The organism is Ruegeria sp. YTSA064 (genome assembly GCF_059610325.1).
Genome location: NZ_JBXWNK010000001.1, coordinates 143,440 through 168,923, shown reverse-complemented (window position 1 = coordinate 168,923; position 25,484 = coordinate 143,440). Strand labels below are relative to the sequence as shown.

Here is a 25,484-nt window from a genome sequence, read left to right as displayed (position 1 = left end):
ACCCCTTGGGTCGCCTTTCCGGCGACCCAGGTCTGAGCTTCTTCAAGGCAATGGAATGAATACAGAAAATACTACTCAGCCCGTTATTGAGGCAAGGCAGCTGGATCTTACATTTCAGACGAATGATGGGCCTATTCATGCGCTGAAAGATGTGAACTTGTCGATTGGCAAGGGGGAGTTTGTCAGTTTCATCGGCCCTTCCGGCTGTGGTAAAACCACTTTCCTGCGCTGCATCGCGGCGCTTGAGAGACCGACGGGCGGGTCTTTGACCGTAAATGGTATGGCCCCGGATGAGGCGCGGAGAAACCGGGCCTACGGGTATGTGTTTCAGGCGGCGGGGCTGTATCCGTGGCGAACAATTGCGAAGAATATCAAGCTGCCGCTTGAGATTATGGGATATTCGTCTACTGAGCAGGATGAGCGGGTTAATAAGGTCTTGGAACTCGTTGATCTTGAAGGGTTTGGGGGCAAATTCCCCTGGCAGCTATCAGGCGGTATGCAGCAGCGAGCCAGCATTGCGCGAGCCCTGGCCTTTGATGCAGACATCTTGCTGATGGATGAACCGTTCGGTGCTTTGGATGAGATTGTACGCGACCATCTGAACGAACAGCTCTTGGCGCTGTGGGCTCGGACCGAGAAGACTATCGGTTTCGTGACCCATTCGATTCCCGAGGCGGTGTATCTCAGCACCAAGATCGTGGTTATGAGCCCGCGGCCTGGTCGGATCACAGATGTGATCGATAGTCCTCTGCCGAAAGAGCGGCCATTGGATATCCGCGATACGCCCGAGTTTATCGAAGTTGCTCATCGCGTGCGCGAGGGGCTGAGGGCCGGTCATGGGGATGATGTTTGATGGCGGGTGACGGCATCAGACGGGCGTCTTTAGATGAAGTGACAGATTGCGCGCGGATCATTTGGACCTGGGCGAAGCAGACGGGCTGGATGCCCGATGAACTGCCGCAAGAGGAACTTGCAAGCCTGATCCGTGAGGCGTTTCCCAACCGGGACATCTGGGTCGCCGGAGATCCGCCTGATTGTTACATGTCGGTTGATCCGGTCGAGAACAAAGTGGGCGCGCTTTATTGTCTGCGGACGGGACGGGGTTTTGGAAAACGGTTGTTGGATAAAGCGAAGGAGGGGCGCGACCATCTTTGGCTAACGACGCATGTGCCGAATGTGGACGCTCAGCGGTTCTATCGTCGCGAAGGGTTTATCGAGACGGGACGGGAGCCTCCGGTGCCGCCTGACACGGTACCTGTCATACGGATGGAGTGGCAGGCATGAAGCAAATTATTGCAGTCCTCACTGTCCTCGCCGCCATTGTTATCGTGTGGTACGTGGCCTGTATCCCGATGAATATCAAAGGGGTTCTGACTGAACAGGAGCGTGCGGGGGCCGAAGTCCAGCCGCCCTCAGCCAAAGATCGCCGAGACATGGATGAGATCGGTTTGGCCCTGAATAACGCTTTCGCCATACCTGCAACATGGGAGCAAGAGCGTCCGCGCCTTCCAGCGCCCCATCAGGTTGCGATTGAAATGTGGGAGACCACGGTTCAGAAGAAAATCACCTCAAAACGCTCGCTGATCTATCATGGTTGGGTCACGTTAAGTGCAACAATGCTGGGTTTCGTTATCGGGACCGGGCTGGGCATTCTGCTGGCCGTTGGAATTGTGCATAGCCGGGTGATGGACTTGTCGGTGATGCCCTGGGCGATTGTTAGCCAGACCATCCCAATCATCGCGCTGGCGCCGATGATCATCGTAGTTCTGTATTCGGTCGGCGTGCAGGGGATCATTCCGAAGGCGATCATTTCGGCGTATCTGAGTTTCTTCCCCGTCGTTGTTGGTATGGTGAAAGGGCTGCGCAGTCCGGATGCCATGCAGCTTGATCTGTTGCGGACGTATAATGCCAGCCGCTCGCAGGGGTTCTGGAAACTGCGTCTGCCGGCCTCGATGCCCTATCTGTTTACATCGCTGAAAATTGGCGTCGCTGCGTCTTTGGTAGGGGCCATCGTTGGGGAACTGCCTACAGGTGCTGTGGCGGGGTTGGGCGCGCGATTGCTCGCAGGCAGCTATTACGGCCAGACCGTGCAAATCTGGTCAGCGCTGTTTGCAGCGGCCATTCTTGCCGCTTGTCTTGTAGGGTTGTTGGGGCTGATTGAGCGGACGGTTCTGAAACGGATGGGGATGGCACAATGATACCTATTCTTGGTGCAATAGCTGTCTGGTTATTGGGCTGGTGGTTGAACAGCCGTCTGGCCAGCGGACCCTATTCCGACACACGGATGGTGCGGTTTCTTGCGCCTTTGATCTTCGGTTTAACCGTCATTGGCATCTGGGAGTTGGTCGTGCGCGGCCTCGAGGTGCCATTGGTCATCCTGCCGGCACCATCTGTCATCTGGGTTCGTTTCTGGGACAGCTTGCCAACTCTTTGGGCGGACTTTGTACAAACGATCATCAAGGGCGCTTTGAGTGGCTATCTCATCGGCTGCGGTTCGGCCTTCCTGATGGCGATTGCCGTGGATCGATGGGATTTCCTGCGGCTCGGGCTTCTTCCTGTCGGCAACTTCGTCGCAGCGCTGCCGATCGTGGGCACAGCGCCTATTCTGGTAATGTGGTTCGGCTTCGACTGGCATTCGAAGGCGGCCGTTGTCGTAGTGATGGTGTTCTTCCCAATGCTGGTGAACACGGTGGCGGGGCTGCGCGAAGCCACTGCGATGCAGAGGGATTTGATGGAGACCTATGCGGCCACCTATTGGCAAAGCTTTCTTAAACTGCGCCTGCCTGCCGCGATGCCATTCATATTCAACGGATTAAAGATTTCTACCACACTCGCCCTGATCGGCGCTATCGTGGCCGAGTTCTTTGGCTCACCCACCCTGGGCATGGGCTTTCGGATATCCACCAGCGTCGGGCAATTGTCGCTGGATATGGTGTGGGCCGAGATCGTGGTCGCAGCGCTGGCAGGGACGGCCTTTTACGGCCTTGTGGCGATGATCGAAAAGGCGGTGACCTTCTGGCATCCGTCTCAGCGAGGATAAATGTAATAATTCAACAGACCCCACAAACGGGGCAAACATAAGCAACTAGGAGATATGATGATGAAGAAGCTACTCAGCGGGGCGGTTGCCGCCTTTAGCCTGGCAGCCAGCGCGGCACTTGCTGCGGATGAGGTGACGCTGCAATTGAAGTGGGTCACGCAGGCCCAGTTTGCAGGCTACTATGTGGCGAAGGACAAGGGGTTCTACGAAGAAGAGGGGCTGGACGTTACAATTCTACCCGGTGGCCCCGACATTGCACCCACTCAGGTGATTGCAGGCGGTGGTGCAGACGTGACGGTCGAATGGATGCCAGCCGCGCTGGCCGCGCGTGAAAAGGGTCTGCCTCTGGTAAACATCGCACAGCCCTTCAAAAGCTCAGGCATGATGCTCACTTGTTGGAAGGATGCTGGAATTGCTGCACCCGAGGACCTGAAGAACCGTACTTTGGGTGTTTGGTTCTTTGGCAACGAATTCCCGTTCATGAGCTGGATGAGCCAGCTGGGTATCAGCACCGATGGCAAAAGCGACAGCGGTGTCGAGGTTCTTAAGCAAGGCTTTAACGTCGATCCGTTGCTGCAGCGCCAGGCCGATTGCATTAGCACTATGACCTACAATGAGTACTGGCAGGTCATCGATGCCGGTGTCACGCCCGAGGAACTGGTGACCTTCAAATACGAAGATCAAGGCGTCGCTACGCTTGAGGATGGCCTCTATGTGCTTGAGGAAAATCTGAGCGATGCGGCCTTTGCCGACAAGATGGAGCGTTTTGTCCGTGCCTCGATGAAAGGCTGGAAATACGCCGAAGAGAATCCGGATGAGGCCGCTGAGATTGTGCTTGAAAATGATGCAACCGGTGCCCAGACCGAAGAGCATCAGAAACGCATGATGGGTGAGATTGCCAAGCTAACCGCAGGGTCGAATGGTGCTCTGGACCCGGCTGATTTCAATCGTACGGTTGAGACTCTGCTGGCCGGTGGTTCCGATCCAGTTATCACCAAGCAGCCGGATGGTGCTTGGACACACCAAATCACGGATGCTGCGCTGAACTAAGTTCAGCAAAACGCGCAACTCTAAACGCGGTCCCATTGGGGCCGCGTTTTCTGTTGTGGATGCCGGATTCGTGCCTGTACTTGCTGGTTGAAAGGTATAGTCTTTCACTGAAATTAGCGGCATTTAGTGATGTTATGGCATCTACTGGGTAGAGAATGCAGAGTTTTGCATCAGAATTCAATCAAGCGATCTCGTTGATCCTGAATGGGGATGCCGAGTTGTGGGCGATTGTTCTGTTGTCGCTGCGTGTTTCGGTGTTTGCGGTGCTGATTTCGGCAGTCATTGGTATGCCTGTCGGAGCCGCATTGGCGGTCGCCCGATTTCCAGGGCGGCGCGCGCTTATCATTTTGATGAACGCTCTGATGGGATTGCCACCGGTTGTCGTCGGATTGCTGGTTTACCTGATGTTGTCCCGATCTGGCCCATTGGGTGTGTTGGAACTGCTCTACACACCTACCGCCATGATCATAGCGCAAGTGGTTCTGGTGACGCCGATCATGGCCGCGCTTACCCGCCAGGTGGTTGAAATGCTGGCCGAGGAATATTCCGAACAGCTCCGCTCGCTTGGGGTATCGCGGTTGGCGTCGGTACCGGTGCTGTTGTGGGACGCGCGGTTGGCGCTGGTTACCGCCTTGTTGGCTGGGTTTGGTCGGGCGATTGCCGAGGTTGGTGCGGTGATCATAGTGGGTGGAAACATCAATCACGTCACACGCGTGATGACGACCACGATCGCTCTTGAAACCTCCAAAGGTAACCTTGCGATGGCGCTGGCCTTGGGGGTGATCCTGATCGGCTTGGCCGTGGCGGTAAACGCGATGGTCAGTGCGCTGACACTTCGTGCCGAGCGGGAAGGGCTGCGCCATGCGTGATGTCGTGACCGGGGCGCCGGGTATTCTGGACGTGAGCGGCCTGAGTATTGCACGTAATGGCAAGGCATTGCTGGACGTCCCGCACCTTTGTCTGGATGGTCCGGGCCCGACCCTTATTCTTGGACCGAATGGGGCGGGTAAAAGTCTGCTGCTGCGTTGCCTGCACGGACTGATACAACCAGATCGGGGACGGGTTTGTCAGAACGGTGCTGTGTTGAATGCCCGCCACAAGGCACGACAGGCGATGGTATTTCAAAGCCCTGTTTTGCTGCGCCGTTCTGTTGCTGCCAATCTGGACTTTGTTCTGAAACGGCGATCCATGCCGCGCGCGGAAAGGAAGCATCGTATCGAATCCTTGCTGGATGAGGGCGGGCTAGGTGGCAAGGCGCGTCAACCCGCGCGTTCGCTTTCCGGTGGTGAGGCGCAAAGGCTCGCAATATTGCGCGCATTGGCCTTGGACCCCGAGACGTTGTTTTTGGATGAACCCACCAGCGCACTGGATCCCAGCGCAACGCAGATGATCGAACGGATGATCCTGCGCGCCTCTGAGCGGGGCGTACGCATCGTTATGGTGACGCATGACATTGGACAAGCACGCCGGTTGGCATCTGACATAGTGATGATGCAAGCAGGGCGAGTTGTTGAACACGGTAAAGCAATGCAGGTTCTGGAAGCACCAGAAAGCGACGAGTCGCGCCGGTATCTGGCCGGTGGCCTCGTTACCTGATTTATACAGATGGAGAAATGGGATGATCCCTGATTTCATTCGGGCATCAATTGTTGCGCTTGGGCTAACCGCTGGCGCAAGTTTGGCGGAAGAACCCTTTATTATCGTGCAGTCCACGACCTCTACTCAAAACTCGGGTTTGCTTGATTATATCTTGCCCGGGTTTGAGGCCGAAACCGGTATTGATGTGCGGGTTGTGGCTGTTGGAACTGGTCAGGCGATCCGAAATGCAATCAACGGGGATGGTGATGTCCTGTTGGTTCATTCCAAATCAGCCGAAGAGCAGTTCGTTGCTGATGGTTGGGGGGTTGAGAGGTTCGATGTCATGTATAATGACTTTGTTCTCGTCGGCCCGAAATCTGACCCGGCCGAGGTCAAGGGCGATACCGATATCATCGCAGCCCTTGCGGCAGTGGCCAGCTCCAAAGCGCCCTTCGTTTCGCGCGGCGACGACAGCGGAACCCACAAGGCCGAGATGCGTTATTGGCAGGTGACAGATGTCGACCCGACAGTTGCGTCGGGAACATGGTATCGCGAGGCTGGAGCGGGCATGGGCGCATCGCTGAATATCGCTAGCGGAATGGGCGCTTATATCCTGACGGATCGCGCAACATGGCTTTCGTTTGGAAATCGAGGTGATTTGGAAATCCTGGTTGAAGGCGATCCTCGAATGTTCAACCAATATGGTGTGATTCTGGTGAACCCAGAGAAGCACTCAAAAGTTCGTGCAACTTCGGGGCAGAGGTTCATTGATTGGTTGATTGGTGCTGATGGTCAGGCGGCGATTGAATCCTATGAGTTGGATGGGCAGCAGATGTTCTTTCCGAACGCAAGATGAATTTCATCTTTGGCAATTGTCATTGGAAAGACAGAAAGATCAGCCACTTGCGCCGTTGTGGTGAATCTGGCCCAGATACCTGAGGTCATATCCGCCCAGGTCGGTAGCGCGTTCAGAGAAACGCTCGGATTGCAGGAACTGGATTAAAGTCTGCATCGGCGGCTCAAAGAAAGCGCGTCGCCAGATGGCAAGATCTAACCGTTCAGAGTGAGTGGGCACAAAGCTCAGCCCATAAGGGCTCGCAAGTGCACCGAGGCCGAACCCGGCTTCTGCTTTGCCATCCCGTACGGCAATCGCCAGTTCTTCTTCAGTGCGGGCGCAGATCGGGAGGGCATTCAGGTCCTCTCGGCCGAGCCCATGCTTGCCAAGCTCTGCATCGAAAAGGTGCTGACTGGCGGCACTGTCCTGTCGCAGGATGACGCGACGGCCTTTCAAGTCCTGAATACCAGAGATTTCAGGTGTGCCAGTCGCAAGCAACAGGCCGCGCTGCCGATGCGCGATTTGGTAGAGGATCACCGGGGCGTTGCCCATTTTGTCGCGCAAAGACTGGGTGTTAAAGCCTTCGGGTTCATGGATATGCAACGCAGCCGCTTGTGCTGTGCGGTCAGATAGGCGGTTCAGCCCGTCGAATGAACCGTCATAATAGGTGGCCAGCCCCGAGCCACTTTCCCTCAGCGCCCAATCCAGCAGCGGATCATGGCTGCCGGCGACAATGGGGGGCAGGGGCGGTTCAGCCACCTGCGGACCAGAGCGCGAGGCATTGAGCCATGCGATGATCTCTGCCTTCGGGAACAGCAGTTTTCCCATTGCCCGCACGCAAGGGATTTCACCAGAGGACGCCAGATCATAGGCTTTCCGCTCACCAATGCGCAGCAGATCCGCCAATTCGCGTGTTGTCAGGTATTGCGACATTCAGTCTAGACGCACCGAAGAGCCGGAACCCGACGCTGCAGCGCTGAATCCGATCTTGTCCAGAACGATCGGCGCGGCAGCGGTAATGACGACCATCGCAACGACGGCGGAAAGGAAGGCTTTCATTATTTCCTCCGGCTCAGTTTTCGGGTGCCGTGGCGTGTCGTAAAAAGGTGACCAGATCAATGCGGTCTTGCGATCCGCTAATCCGCTGCATTGGCATCTTTGATCCCGGAATGTAATGATCCGGGCCCTTGTCGAAAAGAGCGTTTATTGTCTCTTCATCCCAAATGATATCAGAAGTTTGCAGTGTATCTGAATAAAGATAGTCCGGTACTGTCCCTGCTTTGCGTCCAAACACCCCATACAGGGTTGGACCCGCGCGCCGCTGGTCATCCGGTGAAAGGCTATGACAGATTGAGCATTTGCGGGCAAATTGGCGTTCCCCATTTCCCATCTCGTTCGGGTTCTTCAGGAAACTGGGTTCGGCCGCCGCCATCTGCTCGCGGTCTTCCGAGGCCGCGATCGGCCAGCTATACATCGCTTCGTCAATTCCGCCAGCATGAATATTTTGCCCATCGTTCGAAAAAGCCAGAGCCCAGACAGGCCCGCGTAGCGTAGCCCTGAAATCTTGCGAGATACGCCAGTTCAGGGTGTCGATGACCATGATAAAACCTTCACCATCACCGACGGCGAGAAGGCTTCGATCAGGGCTGAGGGCAAGCGCCAGTATCGGCCTTCGGTCCAGGGTGAAATCGCGTTCGTCGCCAGTTGCCAGGTCAAGGATGCGGGTGACGCCATCGACGGCACCGTAGGCGATCCAGTTGTCGATAGAATTCAAGACCAACCTGTTCACGCCGAACCCGTGCTCGATAAGGCGATCCACCTCCTGACCGCTCGCGACATCCCAGAGGCGGACCGAACCATCGACACCCGCCGAATAAAGCTGTGATCCATCAGCAGTGAATTCCACGGCGTTTACCCCGCTGCCCGTTGGCCCGAGCAACATAGGTTCTGACCCATCGACCGGCCAAAGCCCGATCATTCCGTCCCAGCTTGCCGTGGCGACATGAGTTTTTGATGCAGCGAGCCCGACGATCTTTCCTTTGTGTTGTCCAACGATTTCGCCTCCGGGCCAACGGCGTAGCGTGAAATCATCACCAGCAGAATAGATTGCGGTGCCGTTGAACACGACAGTGTTGACGGCAGCTTCATGGCCTTCCAGCCATTCCGGGGTCTGTCCGGTCCACAGGCCAACCGAATTGTCGAAACTCGCCGTTGCGATGCGCCCGTCTTGTGCGATTGCGATCCCCATGATCGGCCCGCCATGGCCTTTGAGCGTGAAGAACTCGGACCAAGCGGGCAGGGGGATCAAGCCAAGCGTCAGAACCAGCCAGCGCATTTATTCAGCGGGTGAGGCCGCCGCTTTGCTGGCCTCTTTTTCCTGCACCTCTTCCAGCCACAGCGAGTGATGCTCGCGGGCCCATTGTTCTTCGACTTCACCAGTGCCCATGGCGTCAAAAGCACCTTCCATGCCGACTGAGCCGAGGTAGATATGGGCTATGATGATTGCAATGAACACATAGGCCACCATGACGTGCCAAACCTGAGCATATTGCATCTCTTCTTGTGGCGACATCTGCACGGGTAGGTTCAGGCCCAGCATCTGTGGAATGCCGGTTGCGTTGGCGATTTGGAATGTCTTTGCGAACATCGGCAGCTCAAACGGGAACAGCAACGAAAGGCCCGACAAGCTGATCGAGGCGCCGAGTAGTATGCAGGCCCAGAAAATCACCTTTTGACCTGCGTTGAACTTCTTTGCGGGCGGGTGGCTGTTCTTGGTGAACAAACCACCTCCGGCTGCGAGCCACTTCAGGTCGGTCTTGTTGGGTATGTTGTGTGAAATCCAGTTCACGGTGACGATGATCAGACCAAGCATGAAGGCCCAGGCGAGGTTGTTATGTAGCCATTTACCCCCCTGAGCGATGGTTGCGAACCCTTCCTTGCCGAAGATCGGGATCAGGAAGTCACGGCCATAAAGCGCCAGCAGGCCGGTGATGCCAAGGATCAGGAATGAACCGGCAAATAACCAATGTCCGAACCGTTCGAAACTATTGAACCGCAGGACCTTGCGCCCGGTCTTTTCGCCATCAATGCGGATTTTTCCGCGGATCAGGAAGAATAGAACGATGACCGCAAGCATTCCCGCGATGATGTACGTACCGTATTCGCGCAGTGGCCCGGTACGGAAATTCAGCCACCACATACCGCCATCTTGAATCAAAACACTGTCTGCTGGTCCATGGGATGAAACGGTGACATCTGCCGATCCATAGCGCAGCGCGCGATAGACATCGCTGTCTGAGGCGACGCCGCGCGTGCCGATTTGCCCGAGCAGGCCTTCCACATTGCCCTGTCCGGTATTTTCCGACCGATAGCTGTTATCGACCTTCTCACCGCGCTGACGGGCCAGAATGTCCTCAAGCGTTGTCGCTCCGCCGGTCGAAGCGCGTTCATTCGTGGTTGCGGGTGCCTCAGCGTCGTTGGTTTGGGCAACGGAAGCGTGGACCAGCCCGATGGTGAACAGCAATGCGAAGAGTAAGCGGAACATCTGAACCTCGGTCAAAATCCCTGATCAGGCGACCCACGGATGCGGGTCGCCTGTTTGGTTCATGAAAGCGGAGTTATCCGTCTTTCTGGTCGTAGGCTGTACCCCAACCCCAAGCGCCCGAGCCGAAGCCGCGCGCCACTACGCGTTCGCGGTAAACAGCAGACACCACGTCGCCGTCACCGGCAAGCAGGGCTTTGGTGGAACACATTTCGGCGCAGATCGGCAGTTTGCCTTCGGCGATCCGGTTGCGACCGTATTTGGCGAACTCCGCGGTCGAGTGCGTTTCCTCGGGGCCGCCAGCACAGAAGGTACATTTGTCCATCTTGCCGCGCGATCCGAAGTTGCCCGCCTGCGGATATTGCGGCGCGCCGAAGGGGCACGCGTAGAAGCAATAGCCGCAACCAATGCACAGGTCCTTGGAGTGCAGGACGACGCCTTCTTCGTTCTGATAGAAGCAGTCGACCGGGCACACCGCCATGCAAGGCGCATCCGAACAATGCATACAGGCCACCGAGATCGAGCGTTCGCCAGGGTTGCCATCATTGATCGTTACCACCCTGCGGCGGTTGATGCCCCATGGCACTTCGTGCTCGTTCTTACACGCGGTTACGCAAGCGTTGCACTCGATGCAGCGTTCAGCGTCGCAGAGAAACTTTGCTCTAGCCATTATCGTCCTCCTTACGCTGCCCAGATTTTGCAGAGAGTACACTTGGTCTCTTGCATCTGGGTCACTGAATCATAGCCATAGGTTTGGGCGGTGTTGGTACTTTCACCCAGCACATAGGGGTCTGCACCGGCGGGATATTTGTGCCGCTGGTCTTCGCCCTGGAAATGGCCGCCAAAGTGGAAGGGCATGAAGGCGACACCGGCACCAACCCTGTTGGTCAGCATCGCCATCACCTTGACCTTGCCACCCTCAGGACCTTCGACCCAGACCTGCGATCCGTCACGAATGCCAAGGTTGTTGGCATCGCGAGGATTGATCTCGACGAACATATCCTGCTGAAGCTCGGCCAGCCACGGGTTCGACCGCGTCTCATCCCCGCCGCCTTCATACTCGACCAGACGACCTGACGTTAGGATTATCGGATAATCCTTTGAAAAGTCGTTCTTTTGGATCGAAGCATAAAGGGTGGGCAGCCGATATGCATGCCGGTCCTCGTAGGTCGGATAATCCGCCACCAGATCGCGACGTGGCGTGTAAAGCGGCTCGCGATGCAGCGGGATCGGATCCGGGAAGGTCCAGACAACCGCGCGGGCTTTGGCATTCCCGAAGGGCGCACAGCCATGGGCGATTGCAACCCGCTGGATACCGCCGCTAAGGTCGGTCTTCCAGTTGGTTTTCTCGCCAGCAACTGCGTCGATGGCCGCGCGTTCTTCTGCGGTCAGATCGCCGTCCCAGCCAAGGTCCATCAGCATCTGCATCGTAAATTCGGGATAGCCATCCTGAATTTCCGATCCAACGCTATAGACCCCTTCGGCCAGCAGGTTGTCGCCGTCACGTTCCACGCCGAATCTGGCGCGGAAGGTCAGGCCACCTTCGGCCACCGGTTTGGACATGTCATAGAGGTTTGGTGTCCCCGTATGACCCATCTCGGCGGTTCCCCAGCAGGGCCACGGTAGACCGTAATACTCGCCGTCGTTTGGTCCACCAATGGCTTGCAGCGTGGTCCTGTCGAACGTATGCTGGTTGGTCATATGGCTTTTCAGACGTTCCGGCGACTGACCGGTATAGCCAATTGTCCAAAGGCCGCTGTTGAACTCACGCGTGATGCTTTCAACATTCGGGGTTTCGGGATCTTCCATCTCGATATTGCGGAAGAACCGATCCGCCCAGCCAAACTTATTGGCGAACTTGGCCATGATGACCTCGTCCGGCAGGCTTTCGAACAACGGATCAACCACCTTGTCGCGCCACTGCAACGACCGGTTCGATGCTGTGACCGAGCCACGGGTTTCGAACTGCGTACAAGCAGGCAACAGGTAAACGCCGTCGGTACGGTCATGCAGAACGGCCGAAACTGTTGGATACGGATCGATCACGACCAGCATGTCCAGCTTCTCCATCGCCGTCTTCATTTCCGTCATCCGGGTCTGCGAGTTGGGCGCGTGGCCCCACAGAACCATGGCGCGGACATTGTTGTCCTGGTCCATGTTGGCCGGGTCTTCCAGAACACCGTCGATCCAACGAGAGACGGGGATTCCGCGCTCATTCTGGAGCGGTTTATCCTTGCCTTCCTTGTCTTTGATCGTGGCGAACTGACCAGCCAGCCATTCGGGCTCTTCACCCCAAACGCGCGCCCAGTGACCCCATGCGCCTTTCGACAGACCATAGTAGCCGGGCAGGGTGTGGGACAGAACACCAAGGTCCGTCGCGCCTTGCACGTTGTCATGGCCACGGAAGATGTTGGTGCCACCACCCGTCGTGCCCATGTTTCCAAGTGCCAGCTGAAGCACACAGTAGGCGCGGGTGTTGTTGTTGCCGTTGGTGTGCTGAGTACCACCCATGCACCAGACGACCGTACCTGGACGGTTGTTCGCCATTGTGCGAGCAACGCGCTTCAATTGCGATCCCGGAGTTCCAGTAACGCGTTCAACCTCATCCGGGTTCCAATTAGCAACCTCTTCGCGGATCTGGTCCATGCCCCAGACACGGGTGCGGATGAACTCTTTGTCTTCCCAACCGTTGTCGAAGATGTGCCACAGGATACCCCAGATCAGCGCCACGTCTGTGCCGGGGCGGAAGCGGACATACTCATCCGCATGCGCTGCCGTGCGCGTAAAGCGCGGATCGCAAACGATCAGAGGGGCGTTATTCTGCTCTTTCGCGCGCAGAATATGCAGCAGCGAGACAGGGTGTGCCTCGGCCGGGTTGCCGCCGATGATGAAGATCGCCTTGCTGTTGTGCATGTCATTGTACGAATTGGTCATGGCGCCATAGCCCCATGTATTCGCAACACCCGCAACAGTGGTTGAGTGGCAGATACGGGCTTGGTGATCCACGTTGTTCGTGCCCCAGTAGGCAGCGAACTTGCGGAACAGATAGGCCTGTTCGTTGTTATGCTTCGCAGAACCCAGCCAATACACGCTGTCTGGCCCGGATTCCTCGCGGATGCTCATCATGCCGTCGCCGATCTCATTGATCGCCTCTTCCCAGCTGATGCGCTTCCACTCGCCGCCTTCCTTTTTCATCGGATACTTGAGGCGGCGCTCGCCATGGGCGTGCTCGCGGACCGAGGCCCCCTTGGCGCAGTGTGCACCCAGATTGAACGGGCTGTCCCAGCCGGGTTCCTGCCCGATCCAGACGCCGTTCTGTACCTCGGCTACGACCGTGCAGCCCACCGAGCAGTGAGTGCAGACGGATTTGATATTCTCAACGGCGGTGTTTGCCGCTGTCTGGGCGCTGGCAGGCGTCACGGTTCCACCCGTGGCGCTGATTGCGGCAAGGCCGCCGATCGTCAGGCCCGAGCCACGCAGGAATGCGCGGCGATCGACGGTTTTCTCGCCGACCTGGGACAGGATACTTGTCCGCTGGGGGCGTCTCGCAACCCCGTTGGTCTTTTTCCTAAGCATTTCTTTCCTCCCTTGCGCGCCGTGTAAGCCACGGCTGGCTTGGTACTGCTGATCCTGACGTCAGGGCCAATCGCAACCGTCTGTCAGGTATGAAAACGTCCAGTCCTAGAACCGGGTGCTTTCGATGTATGCGCGCGTATGCGCGGTATCCTGCATCCGGGTGTCGTCCGTTGGCAGCTCGGCTGCTTCGGCCTGTCCGGTCAGGCTGGCTGCGGCAACAGCAGCAGGGGCTGCGGTTCCGGCCAGTTTCAGGAAGTCGCGGCGGGTTGCGCCTTCTTCCTTTGTCTTTCTCATGGGCTCCTCCTGTCCCAATTGCGGTTTGGCGCTGCAAAGCACCGGCGAGTGGCGGATTAATCCGCCGTCATTCGGAAGGCTTCGCGCTCGATCTCCATGAACACCCGACCGGCGGTGCCGACCGAGGCATAGAGAACCGAGTTCTCAGCGCCTTCCAAATCTGAATAGAAATGTGTGGCCCAGGGGCCGATGTGTTTACTCCAGAACGCCTTCTGGTCTTCCAGCGAGGCAGGCGCGCCGAAACGCGCGACGATCATGCCCGCCATCATCTCCATCAGAGAGGCAATGTTGTCTTCGGGTTCGTAAACATTTTGCGCCCTCGTGATACCGCGTGCTGCCATATCATTGCGAAGCTGGGCCAGCGGTTTTTCGTTCAGAAAACCGGTCAGATAAAAGCTGGCATACGGCAACAATTCACCACGCCCCAATCCGATGAAAAGCGCATTGAACTCACGCTCGGCAGCGGCGGGCTTAGTGACCTTTGCCACGCGCGCCATCGCCTCTATGGCCTGACCCAGATCAGAGGCGTCACCGCTCAGCCCTGCCATCTGGTCCAGCAGCAACTGATCGGGCGGACCAGCCAGAAGCAAACCCAGAAAATTGTAGAAATCCGCGCGCAGACGATCCTCGGCCGAGATATCAATGGTTTGCGCGTTGTCTGCGGTCATAGAGTTATCCTTCGAATTCAAATTTCATGCGGCGCGGAGCAGGGGGGACTTCAAGCTCCTCTGGTTCTTCCACATTAGCCACGATCATGGGTTCCGGCGCAGATTCTTCTGCCTTGGCCGGTTCTTCACGCGCCTCGATCACATCAAGCGTATCTGTCTCTGGATCGCATTCTTGCTCTTCAGCCTCGGCAGCGAGCGCTTCGACATGAGCCAACATGCCCTTGCCTACCTGATACGCGGTCTGAAGGTTCTCAAGCACGCAGGCTGCGTCGGTGTAGTCCTCGCCGTAGTCGACCAGCCCGTCGACATTGGCCAGAACAGGGTTCAGCCGCCATAGGCGCCGCAAGGCGCGGCGGCGCAGGCGGTCAGGCACGGCTTTGGCCATGAAGCCCGAGACATCATCACCTGCTTGCAGCGTATCGGGATCGGGCAGATCAAACTCGGACAGAATTTCGGCGTCGCTTTTTTCTTCCAGCTCAGCTTGCCGCGTTGTGATGATCTGTTCCTTTGCGGCCAAAGCTTCTGCTTCGGTCTCGGCCTGAACGGCGGCCTTGCGGCGGGACCAGAAATCGCGCGCTTGGGTCATTGCAGCACCCGACGCGGTGCGCGGTAGACATCTGTGTCCTGACGGATGCGAGCGTCGCCTTTTCCGTCCTCAACCAAATCTATGCGCTTCTTATCCCGACGGCGCTTTACGAACACTTCGTCCCGATGATGCTGCAGCGTGAAATCGCGCACCCAAGCGATTAGACCTTCTGTCATCGGGATCTTCTCGACAATCTCCTCGCCGGTATCAGCGTAGTCCTGACCTTCAAACGGAGAGGCCGTGATCAGCACTGCATTCAAGGGAGTTTCACCTTTCAACTCATCCCGAAGCACCAGGTAAAGCGAGGGCTGTCCGTCCGACAGGTTCACCATATAGGCCTCTGTCTCGTCAGCCCAGAGTGATAGAGGCAGTGTGGCAGCGTGATATTCGACGGTTTCACCTTCGCGGCGCAGCTCTTGCCAATCCGCAGGTCCGGCACCAGGCAACAAAGCGACTGCGCGCCAGCTCCAGCGGGCCCAACGAGTGACCCCGGGTGTTTTGCGCACGATGACGCCAACCGGCATTTTAATCTGGCTTGCGGCCTTGGCCACTGGCTCCTCCCCGGAAGGCTCTCCCCTGCCTTCCCTATGATGTACTATGGTACATAAATTGGCGCTGTGCCAAGTCCACTTGCATTGATCAGGTCGTTTTCTTCGATAATTTATTCGTTATTGACCTCAATGGCTCGTGGATGGCTTGGGGGTCGATGAAAAATAGTGCACAAATCTGCCATTCTGCCCGGTACCGCATTGCCACGGTGCGGATTAGGTCTAGTGTGAATTGGGGCAGCAAACAGTCCGGGAGAAGACATGACCAGCAAGCTTTTGTTGTGTGATTGCGAGGGGACGCAATCAATTGACGCAGATCGCATATCTTCGGCCTGTGAACTGAGCTGTTCAAAGGTACATACTGCGCTTTGTACCCGAGAACTTGGCGTGGTGGCTGAAATGCTTCAGACCGACGATCAGGTGGTGATTGCCTGCGGGCAAGAGACTGTCGTGTTTTCTGACCTTGCAGATGATCTGGGTGTGGATCAGCCGGGATGCGTTGACCTCAGAGACCGTGCTGGCTGGTCGGATCAGGGCCAAAATGCAGCGCCTAAAATGGCAGCGTTGGCAGCTGAAGCGATGTTGCCGCAGCCGATCACTTCTGCAGTTGATGTGATCAGCGAAGGCACTTGTTGTATCATCGGGTCGGGCGAGATCGCTTATGATCTGGCTGAACAATTATCGGACAGCTTGGCCGTAACGGTTTTGGTCACAGATGAGGTTCAACCGCTGAGCCGTGCTTTTGATGTTATTCGTGCCAAGGTGCGGAACTTGTCGGGCGCACTGGGTGGGTTCACGTGGCATCTGGATCAAGTGCAACAGTTAGAACCCGGCGGGCGTGGTGATTTCGCGTGGAGCGCGCCGAGGGATCGGGCCAAATCGCGCAGTGATATTGTTGTTGATTTGACCGGAGGTACGGCTTTGGTTGCAGCCCCGGATAAGCGCGAAGGCTACCTGCGCGCCGATCCTCGTGATGCGGTTGCGGTTGCGCGTCTAGCCTTCGATGCGGTGCAACTGGTCGGTACCTTTGAAAAGCCGCTTTATGTGCGACTGGATGAAGCGCTTTGTGCCCATTCGCGCGCAGGACAGACCGGGTGTTCGAACTGTTTGGACATATGCCCGACCGGTGCCATCACATCAGCGACAGATCATGTGGCAATCGACCCCATGATTTGCGCCGGGTGTGGTGAGTGTTCTGCCCTATGCCCGTCTACAGCCATTACTTACGAGGATCCGCCGGTATCTGCCATTCTCTCTAGGATGCACATACTGGCGCGAACTTTTCGTCGGGCAGGGGGTACAGCGCCGCGTTTGCTGGTGCACGATGCCCACGGGGCGCAGATGATCCGAATGGTTGCCCGGTTTGGCCGAGGTCTTCCAGCGGATGTCATTCCACTAGAATTGAACGTGGTTTCAGGCTTTGGTCATGCCGAGATGCTGGCCGGGTTGGCACATGGCTTCGCCCGCGTCGACGTCCTGTTGGGGCCCAAAGTCGAACGGGACGCGCTGGATCGGGAACTGGTTTTGGCGCAGGCCATCGCGGGGCAGGGTGCCCTGAGCCTGATTGACGAGGTTGACCCGGATGCGTTTGCTGATCTGCTTTACGCGCAAGAGGTGCCGCTACCATTGACCGATCCGGTTCTTCCATTGGGGAACCGGCGACAGATCACCCGACTGGCGGCACAAGCGCTGAATGCCAAGACCGAATCACCGTTGGCATTGCCCGATGGCGCGCCATATGGCGCCGTCGTAGTAAACACTGGCACCTGCACCTTGTGTCTCAGTTGTGTATCTTTGTGCCCCTCAGGTGCGCTGATCGACAATCCAGACAAGCCGCAGTTGAACTTTCAGCAGGATGCCTGCCTGCAATGCGGTATCTGTCGCACGATCTGTCCTGAGCAAGCCATTAATCTGGTGCCGCAGCTTGACCTCAGCGACAAGGCCCTGTCGCAGCAGGTTCTTAACGAGGAAGAGCCGTTCGAATGCATCGAATGTGGTGCGGCCTTTGGCGTCAGGTCGACGATCGAGCGCATAATGGACAAACTGTCGGGAACACATCCGATGTTTGCAACTTCGGATCAGGCAAGGCTGATTCAGATGTGTGATGATTGTAGGGTAAATGCTCAGTTTCACAGCGCTGATAATCCTTTCCAATCATCTCCCAGACCCCGTGTCGTGACAACGGACGATTATTTTTCAAAGCGTAAGGATCACTGAAGTTGCAGCGGTGCGCCCAGATCGGCGGCGCTGATGGCGGCGACAAAGGCCAAAATGGCTTCGAGATCATCCAGACTTATTTCCACCGGATGGATCGGCGATGGACGCTCGGGCGGGAAGGGCTCGGTTACGCCCTCAATCTGAGTGAAGGCGGGATGCGGGTTCAGGGCAAAAAAGGCCTGAAACCGCTCGGACCAATCAGGCATCGCGCGCAGGACGGCGAAAGACGGCGTGGAACCCAATCCGTTCATGCGATTTTGCGGCCCGATCACATGGCACCGACCACAGTGAGTAAACGACAAATCCTGACCCAAAGCAGCATCTCCGTCGATTTTAGCGTCTTCGACAACATCTGCGATTTCGAAGTTCGCGCTAAAGGGCCCACCTTCAGCGGGAACAAAGCTTTCGACCGTACGTTTCCCAATGTCGGACAACAGCCAGTCTCGGAACTTGATTTCCTTTGCGCTGGCATTAATGCGCAGGTGATAGACTGTTTCGTCACGGGCAAAAACCGGATCGCCAGGAGGTGCCGGAGCAAGAGCCATTACACCATTATCGTCTGCGACAACGCGAACCCCAGTCTTGAGAGAGAAGCGCGGAAGGATATGTTGCAGAAGACCCGAGTTTGAAATCTCATCTGGCGCTGCGAGTCCAATTGCCTCTTGTGACCAAGAGGGGGTGGCGGTGAGCGTCAGGCTCAGGCACAACAGGACAAAGCGCATGGCCAAACCTAACGGTGTCAGGCCAATTGCGTCAAATGAACGAAATGAGACGGAGTATCATGCAATGAGCGGCGACCGCAATCAGTCGACACGCAAGACCCTAATCGAAGGGCGGGCAACGGAGGTGATCGCATGAGCATCCGTGACGCCGTACTGGCGAACCTTAAGAAGATCACTGATCCTGTTTCCGGACAGGATATCGTCAGCGCAGGTATTGTGCGCGCGCTGAATGTCGAGGGGGATACGGTACGCTTTGTACTTGAGATTGATCCCAAACAGGCCGAGAAAATGGAGCCCGTGCGCGCCACAGCCGAGAAAGCGGCGCAGATGGTGGACGGCGTGTCCAACGTCTCGGCCATGATGACCGCGCATTCAGACAAGGTCCCACCCGATTTGAAGCCCAAGCCTAAGCCTTCGCAAACCGGTCCGCAGGCGGTTCCGGGTGTGGACCGGATCATCGCGGTGGCGTCTGGTAAAGGGGGCGTCGGCAAGTCCACTGTGTCGGCCAACCTTGCCTGCGCGCTAGCCGCAGAAGGGCGCCGCGTGGGTCTTTTGGATGCAGATGTCTACGGTCCGTCGCAACCCCGGATGCTGGGCGTCTCGGGCCGTCCGGCCAGCCCTGATGGCAAGACGATTCTGCCTTTGCGCAATCACGGTGTTACCATGATGTCGATGGGACTGATGACCAACGAAGGACAGGCGGTTGTCTGGCGTGGCCCGATGCTGATGGGCGCATTGCAGCAGATGATGGGGCAGGTGCAATGGGGCGCGCTGGATGTGCTGATCGTTGACCTGCCTCCTGGCACGGGTGATGTGCAACTTACGTTGAGCCAAAAGTTTCAGGTGGATGGCGCCATCGTTGTTTCAACCCCACAAGACGTGGCTTTGATCGATGCTCGCAAGGGGATCGACATGTTTAATCAGCTCAAAACACCCATCTTTGGGATGATTGAAAATATGTCGACACATATCTGTTCGAATTGTGGACACGAAGAACACGTGTTCGGTCATGGCGGTGTGGCGTCAGAAGCCGAGGCATTGGGCGTGCCGCTGCTGGGTGAGATACCACTGCATCTGGATATCCGCGTGGCAGCAGACGGGGGTGCTCCGATCGTGGTCAGCAAACCCGACAGCCCACAGGCAGAAGCCTTCCGCAAGATCGCTCGCGACATGATTGCCAAGGGGAATGCATGAGCCACCCGGTCTTTCCCCCATTGCTCAGCGGGCATCCTGCCAAGGCCGGAGAGGATCCGTTCGAAAAGGCTCAGGCCATGGCGGCGCTAGGCTGTGATGGGGGAACCGTGGTCTATAGTATTCAGGCGGATCGTTTGCGCGTTGCCATCGTCTTTGCCCCCGAGGTGCCGCTGCAGGATGCAATAGCAATGTTGCCGCTATGTGCCGTCGGTTTCCAGAACGCCCTGGGCGCATTGGCTCCTCCAGAAGTTGCTGTGCATCTAGGCTGGGACGGAGTGATCTGCGTGAATGGCGCAAAATGCGGGACGATGAAGGTTGCAGCCTCGTCTGCCGAGGCTGGCGAGATTCCTGATTGGCTTGTCGTCGGTTGGGAGCTTGCATTGCTGCCGACCAGCGACGCCCCCGGGGAAACGCCGGATGTAACTGCGCTTTATGATGAAGGTTGTGCTGACGTTTCGGCGACGCAACTGGTCGAAAGCTGGTCGCGCCACATGCTGACATGGCTCAACCGCTGGCAAGAAGAGGGCAACGCGCCGCTCCATGCCGAATGGATGGGGCTGCTGCGCGGGGTTGGCGAACCCATCGCGGACTCCGGTGTATTTCTCGGCACCGACGAACGGTTTGGCATGCTGATCCGCGAGGGCGCAGAGACCCAAATACGCCCGCTGACAGAACTGTTGGAGACCGTCTGATGAATCTCGCCCGCGCAATCCATTTTGATGAAAGCGACATGAACGTGTTCCATTCACCTGCACGAACCGGTGAGTGGTGCATCCCGGGTGGTTTCGAGTTTTCGAATTGGGGAGAGGCCGACTTGGAAGGCAAGGCACGTCAGGCCTTTGCCAACGGTTGGCTGGGGCTTGAGACGTTTGGGCGCGTGACATTCGTTGCGGTTACGCAAATTGAGCAGGCTGAAATTGACCAACTGACAAAGAATCTGGCTGAGCATTTTGTGCAGTTATACGGCGCACCATCGGTCGAGGCGGCGATGGATGTCGCGCAGACCGAAATCGCGCACATGACCGAGATGTGCGAGGATCATGCCCCGAACACGTTGCTGACTGTGGCCCGGGAATTGACAGGGGCAGGGGTGCACGAGGCGTTTCGTGTGATCACGCCGCAAGAAACGCAGCTTGAAGCATTGGCCGTCCACGGATCGCTGGACGACTAGATCAAATCTGCGAAACCACCAAACTGGCCGCGTTTAAAGATCAATCCTTGACCGGGGCGGTGCATGACTTTCTCGACATGGCCAACAAGAATCAGGTGATCACCTGCCGTGTGTCGCGCCGACAAGCGACAGTCGAAGCGGGCCAGACATTCAGCAAGACGGGGACGCCCGGCATCATCTTCCTGCCAATCTGCATGGGAAAAATCGAACCCGTTGCGCGCAAATTGCAGCGCCTGATCATGCTGGTCCTGCGCCATCACATGGATCGCGTAATGTTCGCAGGCGCTGAAGGCGTCATACCGGTTCGAGTTCCGGTCGAGACACCATAAAACCAATGGTGGGTCCAAAGACACGGATGCGAACGAGTTCACCGTGATTGCGGCGGGTCCTTCAGCGGTGCTGGTGGTGACAACGGTGACCCCGGTGCCGAAACAGCCCAACGCCTCGCGAAAGGCAAAATTGTCCTCAGGGCCAGGAATGAATGTTTTTTCCGTCATCACGCGCTCGTTCAAGGGGCCTGTCTCAGGTGCCATGTGGCGCAGGGATTGTCCACGAAAAGCTGCGGTGAATTGTGGATTTTCCGGCTAGTTCAGATCCTCCAGCAACCGGCCGTGTTTGCGGGTTTCCGCAATGACGTCGCCAAAGGTTGTCATGCCGCGCGCGTTGAGCATTGGCAGCATCAGAACCAGCACTTCTGCCGTGGCGACCGCATCGCCCAATGCCGTGTGACGCAAGGCTTCGGGGATTGTGATACCCAGCCGTTCGCAAACCGAATCCAGCGTGTGCGTTTCGCTTGCCCCGAACAGCACCGCCGACAGCAAGACGGTATCCAGAATGGGATGGGTCCACTCTACCTGCATACGCTCAGCGTGGCGGTGCAGAAAAGCCATGTCGAACGGTGCGTTATGCGCAACAATCACCGCGTCACGGGCGAATTGATGAAAGCTGCGGCCAGCCTGGGCAATATCGGGTGCGCCCTGGACCATCCTGTCACTGACCTTGTGTACCTTGGTCGAGGCTGGCGGGATCGGGATGCCGGGATTGACCAGCGTGTCCAACCGCTCGCCCTCGACAATTTTGCCCTTCACGACGCGCACCGCGCCGATCTGAACGATTTCGTCCTTATGCGGTAGAAGCCCCGTGGTTTCGGTGTCAAACACCACAAAGCAAAGATCCAGTAACGGCCTTTCTTCAAACGCGTCGTCGCCGGGCGTTTCAAGAAGCTCGAAATCATAGACCAGTGGGCGCGCCTCGTCCGGTTCGATCTGTGCAGCGCTGTCGTCGAAAACCAGCATATACCCGGGTGCATCGCCCAAGGGTTTTATTCGGGCCGAATAGGTTTGCCGCCCGTCAACGCTGGTCAGTGTGCAATGTACGTCTTTTCCGGTCTTGATCAGCTTGGCATAAGCGTCGGTCAGGCCAGTTGCTTCGAGGTAATCAAACAGCGAGGCGTTCAAACGGGGATGCGCGATTTGCGCCAGAACCTCGGCTGCCTGAGCGTCATACAAGACAATCTGATGCTTGGGTCCCGCCAGCAGCATGGCGACCGGGATTTCGGTCAGCAGCGCGGTGAGGCGCTGTTTTTCCGAAGCCAAATGAGCGGTCTCTGCCGCCACAGCCTCTGCCGTGTTCATGGCGTTTGCGGCCAATTGTTCGGCCAGCCCGGCGGCGGCGGGGGCCAGATCACCCAAATAGCGTGCGGCCTGAAGGTCCAGATCAGCGCTGACCCCGGCATGAGCGCGCGCGCGCAATTGTGCCGAAAGCCGTTCGATTGGTTTTGCAACATTGTCATCGAACAGAAGCCAAACTCCGGCAACCAACGCCAACATCCCAAACGCAATCAGAATCTCTGCAAAGATGAACGCGTCCAACAGTCCGGGATCACGTGCCCTTTGATAGCCGACCCACAAAGCCAAAGCGCTGATAACCAGCCCGCCTGCCGCCAGCAGTAGGAAGAATAGAAAGACCCGCAGGCGCAAGCTAAGGTGATTCAACATCTTCAGACCCCGCAAGTTGCCTCGATCACCGGATCATCGGCGTCAATCTTGATCCAACTGGCGTTCAGCAAACGTCCGTCATCAGCGAATTCTGCCCCGTCAGCCAGATTGGCCCGGCTGTTATCAGCGCAATTGACCGCAACGGGCATCTTCGACACTGGTGCCCAGCGACCGAAGAAATACAGATCGACCAAACGTTCGTCGGGCACGCTGCCATTGGTACGGACCGAGGCAGAATCGATTGCGGCAAAGCGGTCTACAAACGGTACCGCGTAGGTCCAGGGACGATAAAAGGCACGGCTCTCGACTTCTTGTACCACAGTCAAACTGTCGGGCAGTTGGTCACGTGTTCGATCGTACCACGAGTATTCGCTGGTGATCGTCATCGCGATCATCCCGATACCCGCTGCAACCGGCGCGGCCCATTTGGGTAGGCGTCCCCCGGTCAGCTTGTTCACAACCATCACAACACCCGCAAAAGCAAAGCCCGCAAAGATTGTGCCGATCAGTTCCAGAAACATAAGGTTTCTCCGTTCATTTCCAGTTGCTTACCCCAGCATTCCCTTGCCGTGTCCAACCGCCGATTGCATCGTTTTTATCACGACAAAGGCGTTGCGGAGATGACTTCGCTCAAAGTCGGACAGGTCAGCCGGGGGAAGGTAGTTGTCGGGCGCATCACCGACCTTGACCAGACGTGCCTGATGTTCAAGCCGGGTTTCAGCGATGAGGTCATAGGCGTCCAAAAGATCGCGTGCTCCAGTAGCGCTTAGGACACCAGCAGCCTCAGCAGCGCTGAGCCGCGCGCGTGTGTTGGCCTCGGTTAACTGACCCTGAAGGCTGTAGATGCGTGCCAGATCAACCACAGGCACGACGCCATTGTGCTTGAGGTCCAGCGTATTGCGGTGCTCACCCGACCGGATCGTTGCAAAACCGCGCAGCAGCCCCAATGGTGGCGTGTGTTTCAGCGAATTCGAGATCATGTGCGCCACGAAGATCGAGTTTGCGCTGGCATTGGCCAAAGTCTCGGACTGCAGATCAGTGAACAGGTCGAAATTGCCCCCGATCGGGCGTAGATCGAACATGACTGAGGCCAGCATCTGTGCCTCAGGGTTCGGCCGGTCGATCCATCCTTTGAAGTAATCGCGCCAGACCCTGACTGGTTGGCACCAACGTGGGTTTGTCGCCATCATGTCGCCGGGGCAATAGAAATACCCGCAGGTGTCCAGCCCGTCCGACACAAATTTCGCCAGCTCGGCGAAGTACGCCATGTCGTTTTCGGTTACGCTGTCATCCAGCATCAGGCAATTGTCCTGATCCGAAACACCGGTCTGCTCCTGCCGTCCTTGCGAGCCGCAGGCCAGCCACAGGTATGGCACCGGAGGTGCCCCAAGCTCGGCCTCGGCCAGTGCCAGCAAGCGCCGTGTTGCGGTGTCAGCAATGTCGGTGATCAGTCGTGTCACGATCTCGTGCCGGTTGCCGCCTGCAACGAGTTGAACCAGCAGTTGGGGTATCTCGGCAGTGACTGTAGCCATCTCATCGGCAGTATTGGCGCGGGCGATCCGGCCCACCAACTCGGCAGAATTGACCGCCTGATAACGGGTGAGGTCGGTTTGAGTGACGATGCCAACCAACCGCCCGGCCTCGGAAATCGGGATATGCCCAATGCCACGCTCCATCATCACATGCAGCACGTCCGAGCCGATATCGGTGGGGGACAGCGTGATCGGGTTGGTGGTCATGATGGCTGAAACCGCAGTGTCTGCTGGCATCGACTCGGCGACGAATTTACCCGAGATATCGCGCAGGGTCGCGATGCCCAGCAACTTTTCATCCTCAGTCACGCAGAGGGATGAGATATGTCGGTCGCGCATGATCTGCGCGGCGTCTTGAACCGGAGTATCAGGCGGGCAGGTGGCAGGGTCGCGCGCCATCAAAATGTCAATTGCACTTGTGGCCAGGCTTTGTGGCCCACTGCGCCCACCGCGCGTGCGGTCGAAAAATTTGGACACCACATCGTGCCCGTCGATCAGGTTTTTCACCAGATCTGGTGGCAGCACGATCAGCACCGACGGTGTATGCGCGCGCGCATGGGTTGCGGCCTTGCCATCCTTCAGCAATCCGCGCTCACCGAAGGAATTGCGCAAACCGAGATGCGAAACGACAGCGCCGTTTTCATCTGTAATCTCCACCTGTCCTTCGTAGATAACAAAGACGCCGGGCAGAGCATTGCCCAACTGGTAAATGCTGCCATCGGCATCGACCTCGCGCACTTCGATCTGCTGGACCAACTCGTCCAAAGCATCTTGGGGCAAGGCGTCATAGGGGTGCACAGATTTCAGAAACCGGGTGATTTCGTCATGAGACAGGGGCATTTACGCTCTCCGGAGTTCCGAATAAAAATCCCGCCCGGTGGTGTGCCGGGCGGGAACAGTAAGTCGAAAGACGCGATCGAAGACAAGAGCCGCCG

Annotated in this window: 28 protein-coding genes; 13 read left to right on the top strand and 15 right to left on the bottom strand. The window is 57.3% G+C overall.

Annotated features, from left to right (window positions below):
• Positions 1-55 precede the first annotated feature (55 nt).
• From AC2FI7_RS00810 to AC2FI7_RS00775, 8 genes are all read left to right on the top strand, one after another.
• Entirely contained in the window at positions 56-853 is a 798-nt protein-coding gene (locus AC2FI7_RS00810) for an ABC transporter ATP-binding protein (RefSeq protein ID WP_496815539.1), read from the top strand.
• Positions 853-1,284, top strand: a complete 432-nt coding sequence (locus tag AC2FI7_RS00805; RefSeq protein WP_496815537.1) for a GNAT family N-acetyltransferase — start codon at positions 853-855, stop codon at positions 1,282-1,284. The genes AC2FI7_RS00810 and AC2FI7_RS00805 overlap by 1 nt, the downstream gene beginning before the upstream one ends.
• The gene (locus tag AC2FI7_RS00800; protein WP_496815535.1) at positions 1,281-2,198 is read left to right on the top strand and encodes an ABC transporter permease; all 918 of its coding nucleotides are present in this window, start codon (positions 1,281-1,283) and stop codon (positions 2,196-2,198) included. Before AC2FI7_RS00805 ends, AC2FI7_RS00800 begins: the two co-directional genes overlap by 4 nt.
• A complete protein-coding gene (locus AC2FI7_RS00795; RefSeq protein WP_010439450.1) occupies positions 2,195-3,040 on the top strand; it encodes an ABC transporter permease in 846 nt (281 codons plus the stop codon). The genes AC2FI7_RS00800 and AC2FI7_RS00795 overlap by 4 nt, the downstream gene beginning before the upstream one ends.
• Before the next feature lie 60 nt (positions 3,041-3,100).
• Complete coding sequence (locus AC2FI7_RS00790; protein ID WP_010439453.1) at positions 3,101-4,090, top strand: ABC transporter substrate-binding protein; 990 nt, start codon at positions 3,101-3,103, stop codon at positions 4,088-4,090.
• Between the two features lie 155 nt (positions 4,091-4,245).
• Entirely contained in the window at positions 4,246-4,959 is a 714-nt protein-coding gene (locus AC2FI7_RS00785) for an ABC transporter permease (RefSeq protein WP_010439456.1), read from the top strand.
• Positions 4,952-5,686 (top strand): ATP-binding cassette domain-containing protein, encoded by a 735-nt coding sequence (locus AC2FI7_RS00780; RefSeq protein WP_010439458.1) that lies wholly within the window; start codon positions 4,952-4,954, stop codon positions 5,684-5,686. Before AC2FI7_RS00785 ends, AC2FI7_RS00780 begins: the two co-directional genes overlap by 8 nt.
• A 22-nt stretch (positions 5,687-5,708) precedes the next feature.
• Positions 5,709-6,524: an ABC transporter substrate-binding protein gene (locus AC2FI7_RS00775; protein ID WP_010439461.1), complete on the top strand. Its 816-nt coding sequence runs from the start codon at positions 5,709-5,711 to the stop codon at positions 6,522-6,524.
• 39 nt (positions 6,525-6,563) lie between these two features.
• Here the strand turns inward: AC2FI7_RS00775 and AC2FI7_RS00770 are convergent, their stop codons facing one another.
• The 10 genes from AC2FI7_RS00770 to AC2FI7_RS00725 all read right to left on the bottom strand — a co-directional run bounded on the left by AC2FI7_RS00770 (position 6,564) and on the right by AC2FI7_RS00725 (position 15,719).
• Positions 6,564-7,436, bottom strand: a complete 873-nt coding sequence (locus AC2FI7_RS00770; RefSeq protein ID WP_010439462.1) for a substrate-binding domain-containing protein — start codon at positions 7,434-7,436, stop codon at positions 6,564-6,566.
• Positions 7,437-7,562 carry a hypothetical protein gene (locus AC2FI7_RS00765; RefSeq protein WP_260025789.1) on the bottom strand — a complete coding sequence of 42 codons (126 nt, stop codon included), beginning with the start codon at positions 7,560-7,562 and terminating at the stop codon, positions 7,437-7,439.
• A 13-nt stretch (positions 7,563-7,575) separates the two neighbouring features.
• Positions 7,576-8,838, bottom strand: coding sequence for a c-type cytochrome (locus AC2FI7_RS00760; RefSeq protein ID WP_496815531.1), 1,263 nt, complete (start codon positions 8,836-8,838; stop codon positions 7,576-7,578).
• Positions 8,839-10,047 carry a formate dehydrogenase subunit gamma gene (locus AC2FI7_RS00755; RefSeq protein ID WP_496815529.1) on the bottom strand — a complete coding sequence of 403 codons (1,209 nt, stop codon included), beginning with the start codon at positions 10,045-10,047 and terminating at the stop codon, positions 8,839-8,841.
• A gap of 73 nt (positions 10,048-10,120) precedes the next feature.
• A complete protein-coding gene (gene fdh3B, locus AC2FI7_RS00750) occupies positions 10,121-10,714 on the bottom strand; it encodes a formate dehydrogenase FDH3 subunit beta (RefSeq protein ID WP_010439472.1) in 594 nt (197 codons plus the stop codon).
• Between the two features lie 11 nt (positions 10,715-10,725).
• Positions 10,726-13,620 (bottom strand): formate dehydrogenase subunit alpha, encoded by a 2,895-nt coding sequence (locus AC2FI7_RS00745; protein WP_010439475.1) that lies wholly within the window; start codon positions 13,618-13,620, stop codon positions 10,726-10,728.
• Between the two features lie 105 nt (positions 13,621-13,725).
• On the bottom strand, positions 13,726-13,914 hold the full coding sequence (locus AC2FI7_RS00740) for a twin-arginine translocation signal domain-containing protein (protein ID WP_496815527.1): 189 nt from the start codon (positions 13,912-13,914) through the stop codon (positions 13,726-13,728).
• 56 nt (positions 13,915-13,970) lie between these two features.
• Complete coding sequence (locus AC2FI7_RS00735; protein WP_496815525.1) at positions 13,971-14,582, bottom strand: TorD/DmsD family molecular chaperone; 612 nt, start codon at positions 14,580-14,582, stop codon at positions 13,971-13,973.
• Positions 14,583-14,586: 4 nt separating this feature from the next.
• Complete coding sequence (locus tag AC2FI7_RS00730) at positions 14,587-15,168, bottom strand: DUF3306 domain-containing protein (protein WP_496815523.1); 582 nt, start codon at positions 15,166-15,168, stop codon at positions 14,587-14,589.
• Complete coding sequence (locus AC2FI7_RS00725; RefSeq protein ID WP_010439481.1) at positions 15,165-15,719, bottom strand: DUF3305 domain-containing protein; 555 nt, start codon at positions 15,717-15,719, stop codon at positions 15,165-15,167. The genes AC2FI7_RS00730 and AC2FI7_RS00725 overlap by 4 nt, the downstream gene beginning before the upstream one ends.
• 258 nt (positions 15,720-15,977) lie before the next feature.
• Between AC2FI7_RS00725 and AC2FI7_RS00720 the strand changes: the two genes are divergently transcribed.
• Complete coding sequence (locus AC2FI7_RS00720) at positions 15,978-17,933, top strand: 4Fe-4S dicluster domain-containing protein (RefSeq protein ID WP_496815521.1); 1,956 nt, start codon at positions 15,978-15,980, stop codon at positions 17,931-17,933.
• On the opposite strand, the gene AC2FI7_RS00715 is transcribed toward AC2FI7_RS00720, so the two are convergent.
• Positions 17,927-18,655 (bottom strand): cytochrome c family protein, encoded by a 729-nt coding sequence (locus AC2FI7_RS00715; RefSeq protein WP_010439485.1) that lies wholly within the window; start codon positions 18,653-18,655, stop codon positions 17,927-17,929. The genes AC2FI7_RS00720 and AC2FI7_RS00715 overlap by 7 nt on opposite strands.
• Between AC2FI7_RS00715 and AC2FI7_RS00710 the strand changes: the two genes are divergently transcribed.
• From AC2FI7_RS00710 to AC2FI7_RS00695, 4 genes are read left to right on the top strand one after another with little or no spacing between them, the layout of a single operon-like run.
• Positions 18,654-18,791: a hypothetical protein gene (locus AC2FI7_RS00710; protein WP_010439488.1), complete on the top strand. Its 138-nt coding sequence runs from the start codon at positions 18,654-18,656 to the stop codon at positions 18,789-18,791. The two genes, AC2FI7_RS00715 and AC2FI7_RS00710, sit on opposite strands and share 2 nt — an antisense overlap.
• Entirely contained in the window at positions 18,788-19,849 is a 1,062-nt protein-coding gene (locus tag AC2FI7_RS00705) for an Mrp/NBP35 family ATP-binding protein (RefSeq protein ID WP_010439493.1), read from the top strand. The genes AC2FI7_RS00710 and AC2FI7_RS00705 overlap by 4 nt, the downstream gene beginning before the upstream one ends.
• Positions 19,846-20,541 carry a biotin/lipoate--protein ligase family protein gene (locus AC2FI7_RS00700; protein ID WP_010439496.1) on the top strand — a complete coding sequence of 232 codons (696 nt, stop codon included), beginning with the start codon at positions 19,846-19,848 and terminating at the stop codon, positions 20,539-20,541. Before AC2FI7_RS00705 ends, AC2FI7_RS00700 begins: the two co-directional genes overlap by 4 nt.
• On the top strand, positions 20,541-21,020 hold the full coding sequence (locus AC2FI7_RS00695; RefSeq protein ID WP_010439498.1) for a DUF6505 family protein: 480 nt from the start codon (positions 20,541-20,543) through the stop codon (positions 21,018-21,020). The genes AC2FI7_RS00700 and AC2FI7_RS00695 overlap by 1 nt, the downstream gene beginning before the upstream one ends.
• On the opposite strand, the gene AC2FI7_RS00690 is transcribed toward AC2FI7_RS00695, so the two are convergent.
• From AC2FI7_RS00690 to AC2FI7_RS00675, 4 genes are all read right to left on the bottom strand, one after another.
• Complete coding sequence (locus tag AC2FI7_RS00690) at positions 21,017-21,517, bottom strand: flavin reductase family protein (RefSeq protein WP_029621766.1); 501 nt, start codon at positions 21,515-21,517, stop codon at positions 21,017-21,019. The genes AC2FI7_RS00695 and AC2FI7_RS00690 overlap by 4 nt on opposite strands.
• 87 nt (positions 21,518-21,604) lie before the next feature.
• A complete protein-coding gene (locus AC2FI7_RS00685) occupies positions 21,605-23,017 on the bottom strand; it encodes a 3'-5' exonuclease (RefSeq protein WP_010439503.1) in 1,413 nt (470 codons plus the stop codon).
• A gap of 2 nt (positions 23,018-23,019) precedes the next feature.
• Positions 23,020-23,538 (bottom strand): hypothetical protein, encoded by a 519-nt coding sequence (locus tag AC2FI7_RS00680; protein ID WP_010439504.1) that lies wholly within the window; start codon positions 23,536-23,538, stop codon positions 23,020-23,022.
• A 27-nt stretch (positions 23,539-23,565) separates the two neighbouring features.
• The gene (locus tag AC2FI7_RS00675) at positions 23,566-25,389 is read right to left on the bottom strand and encodes a DUF294 nucleotidyltransferase-like domain-containing protein (RefSeq protein ID WP_496815516.1); all 1,824 of its coding nucleotides are present in this window, start codon (positions 25,387-25,389) and stop codon (positions 23,566-23,568) included.
• Positions 25,390-25,484 lie beyond the last annotated feature (95 nt).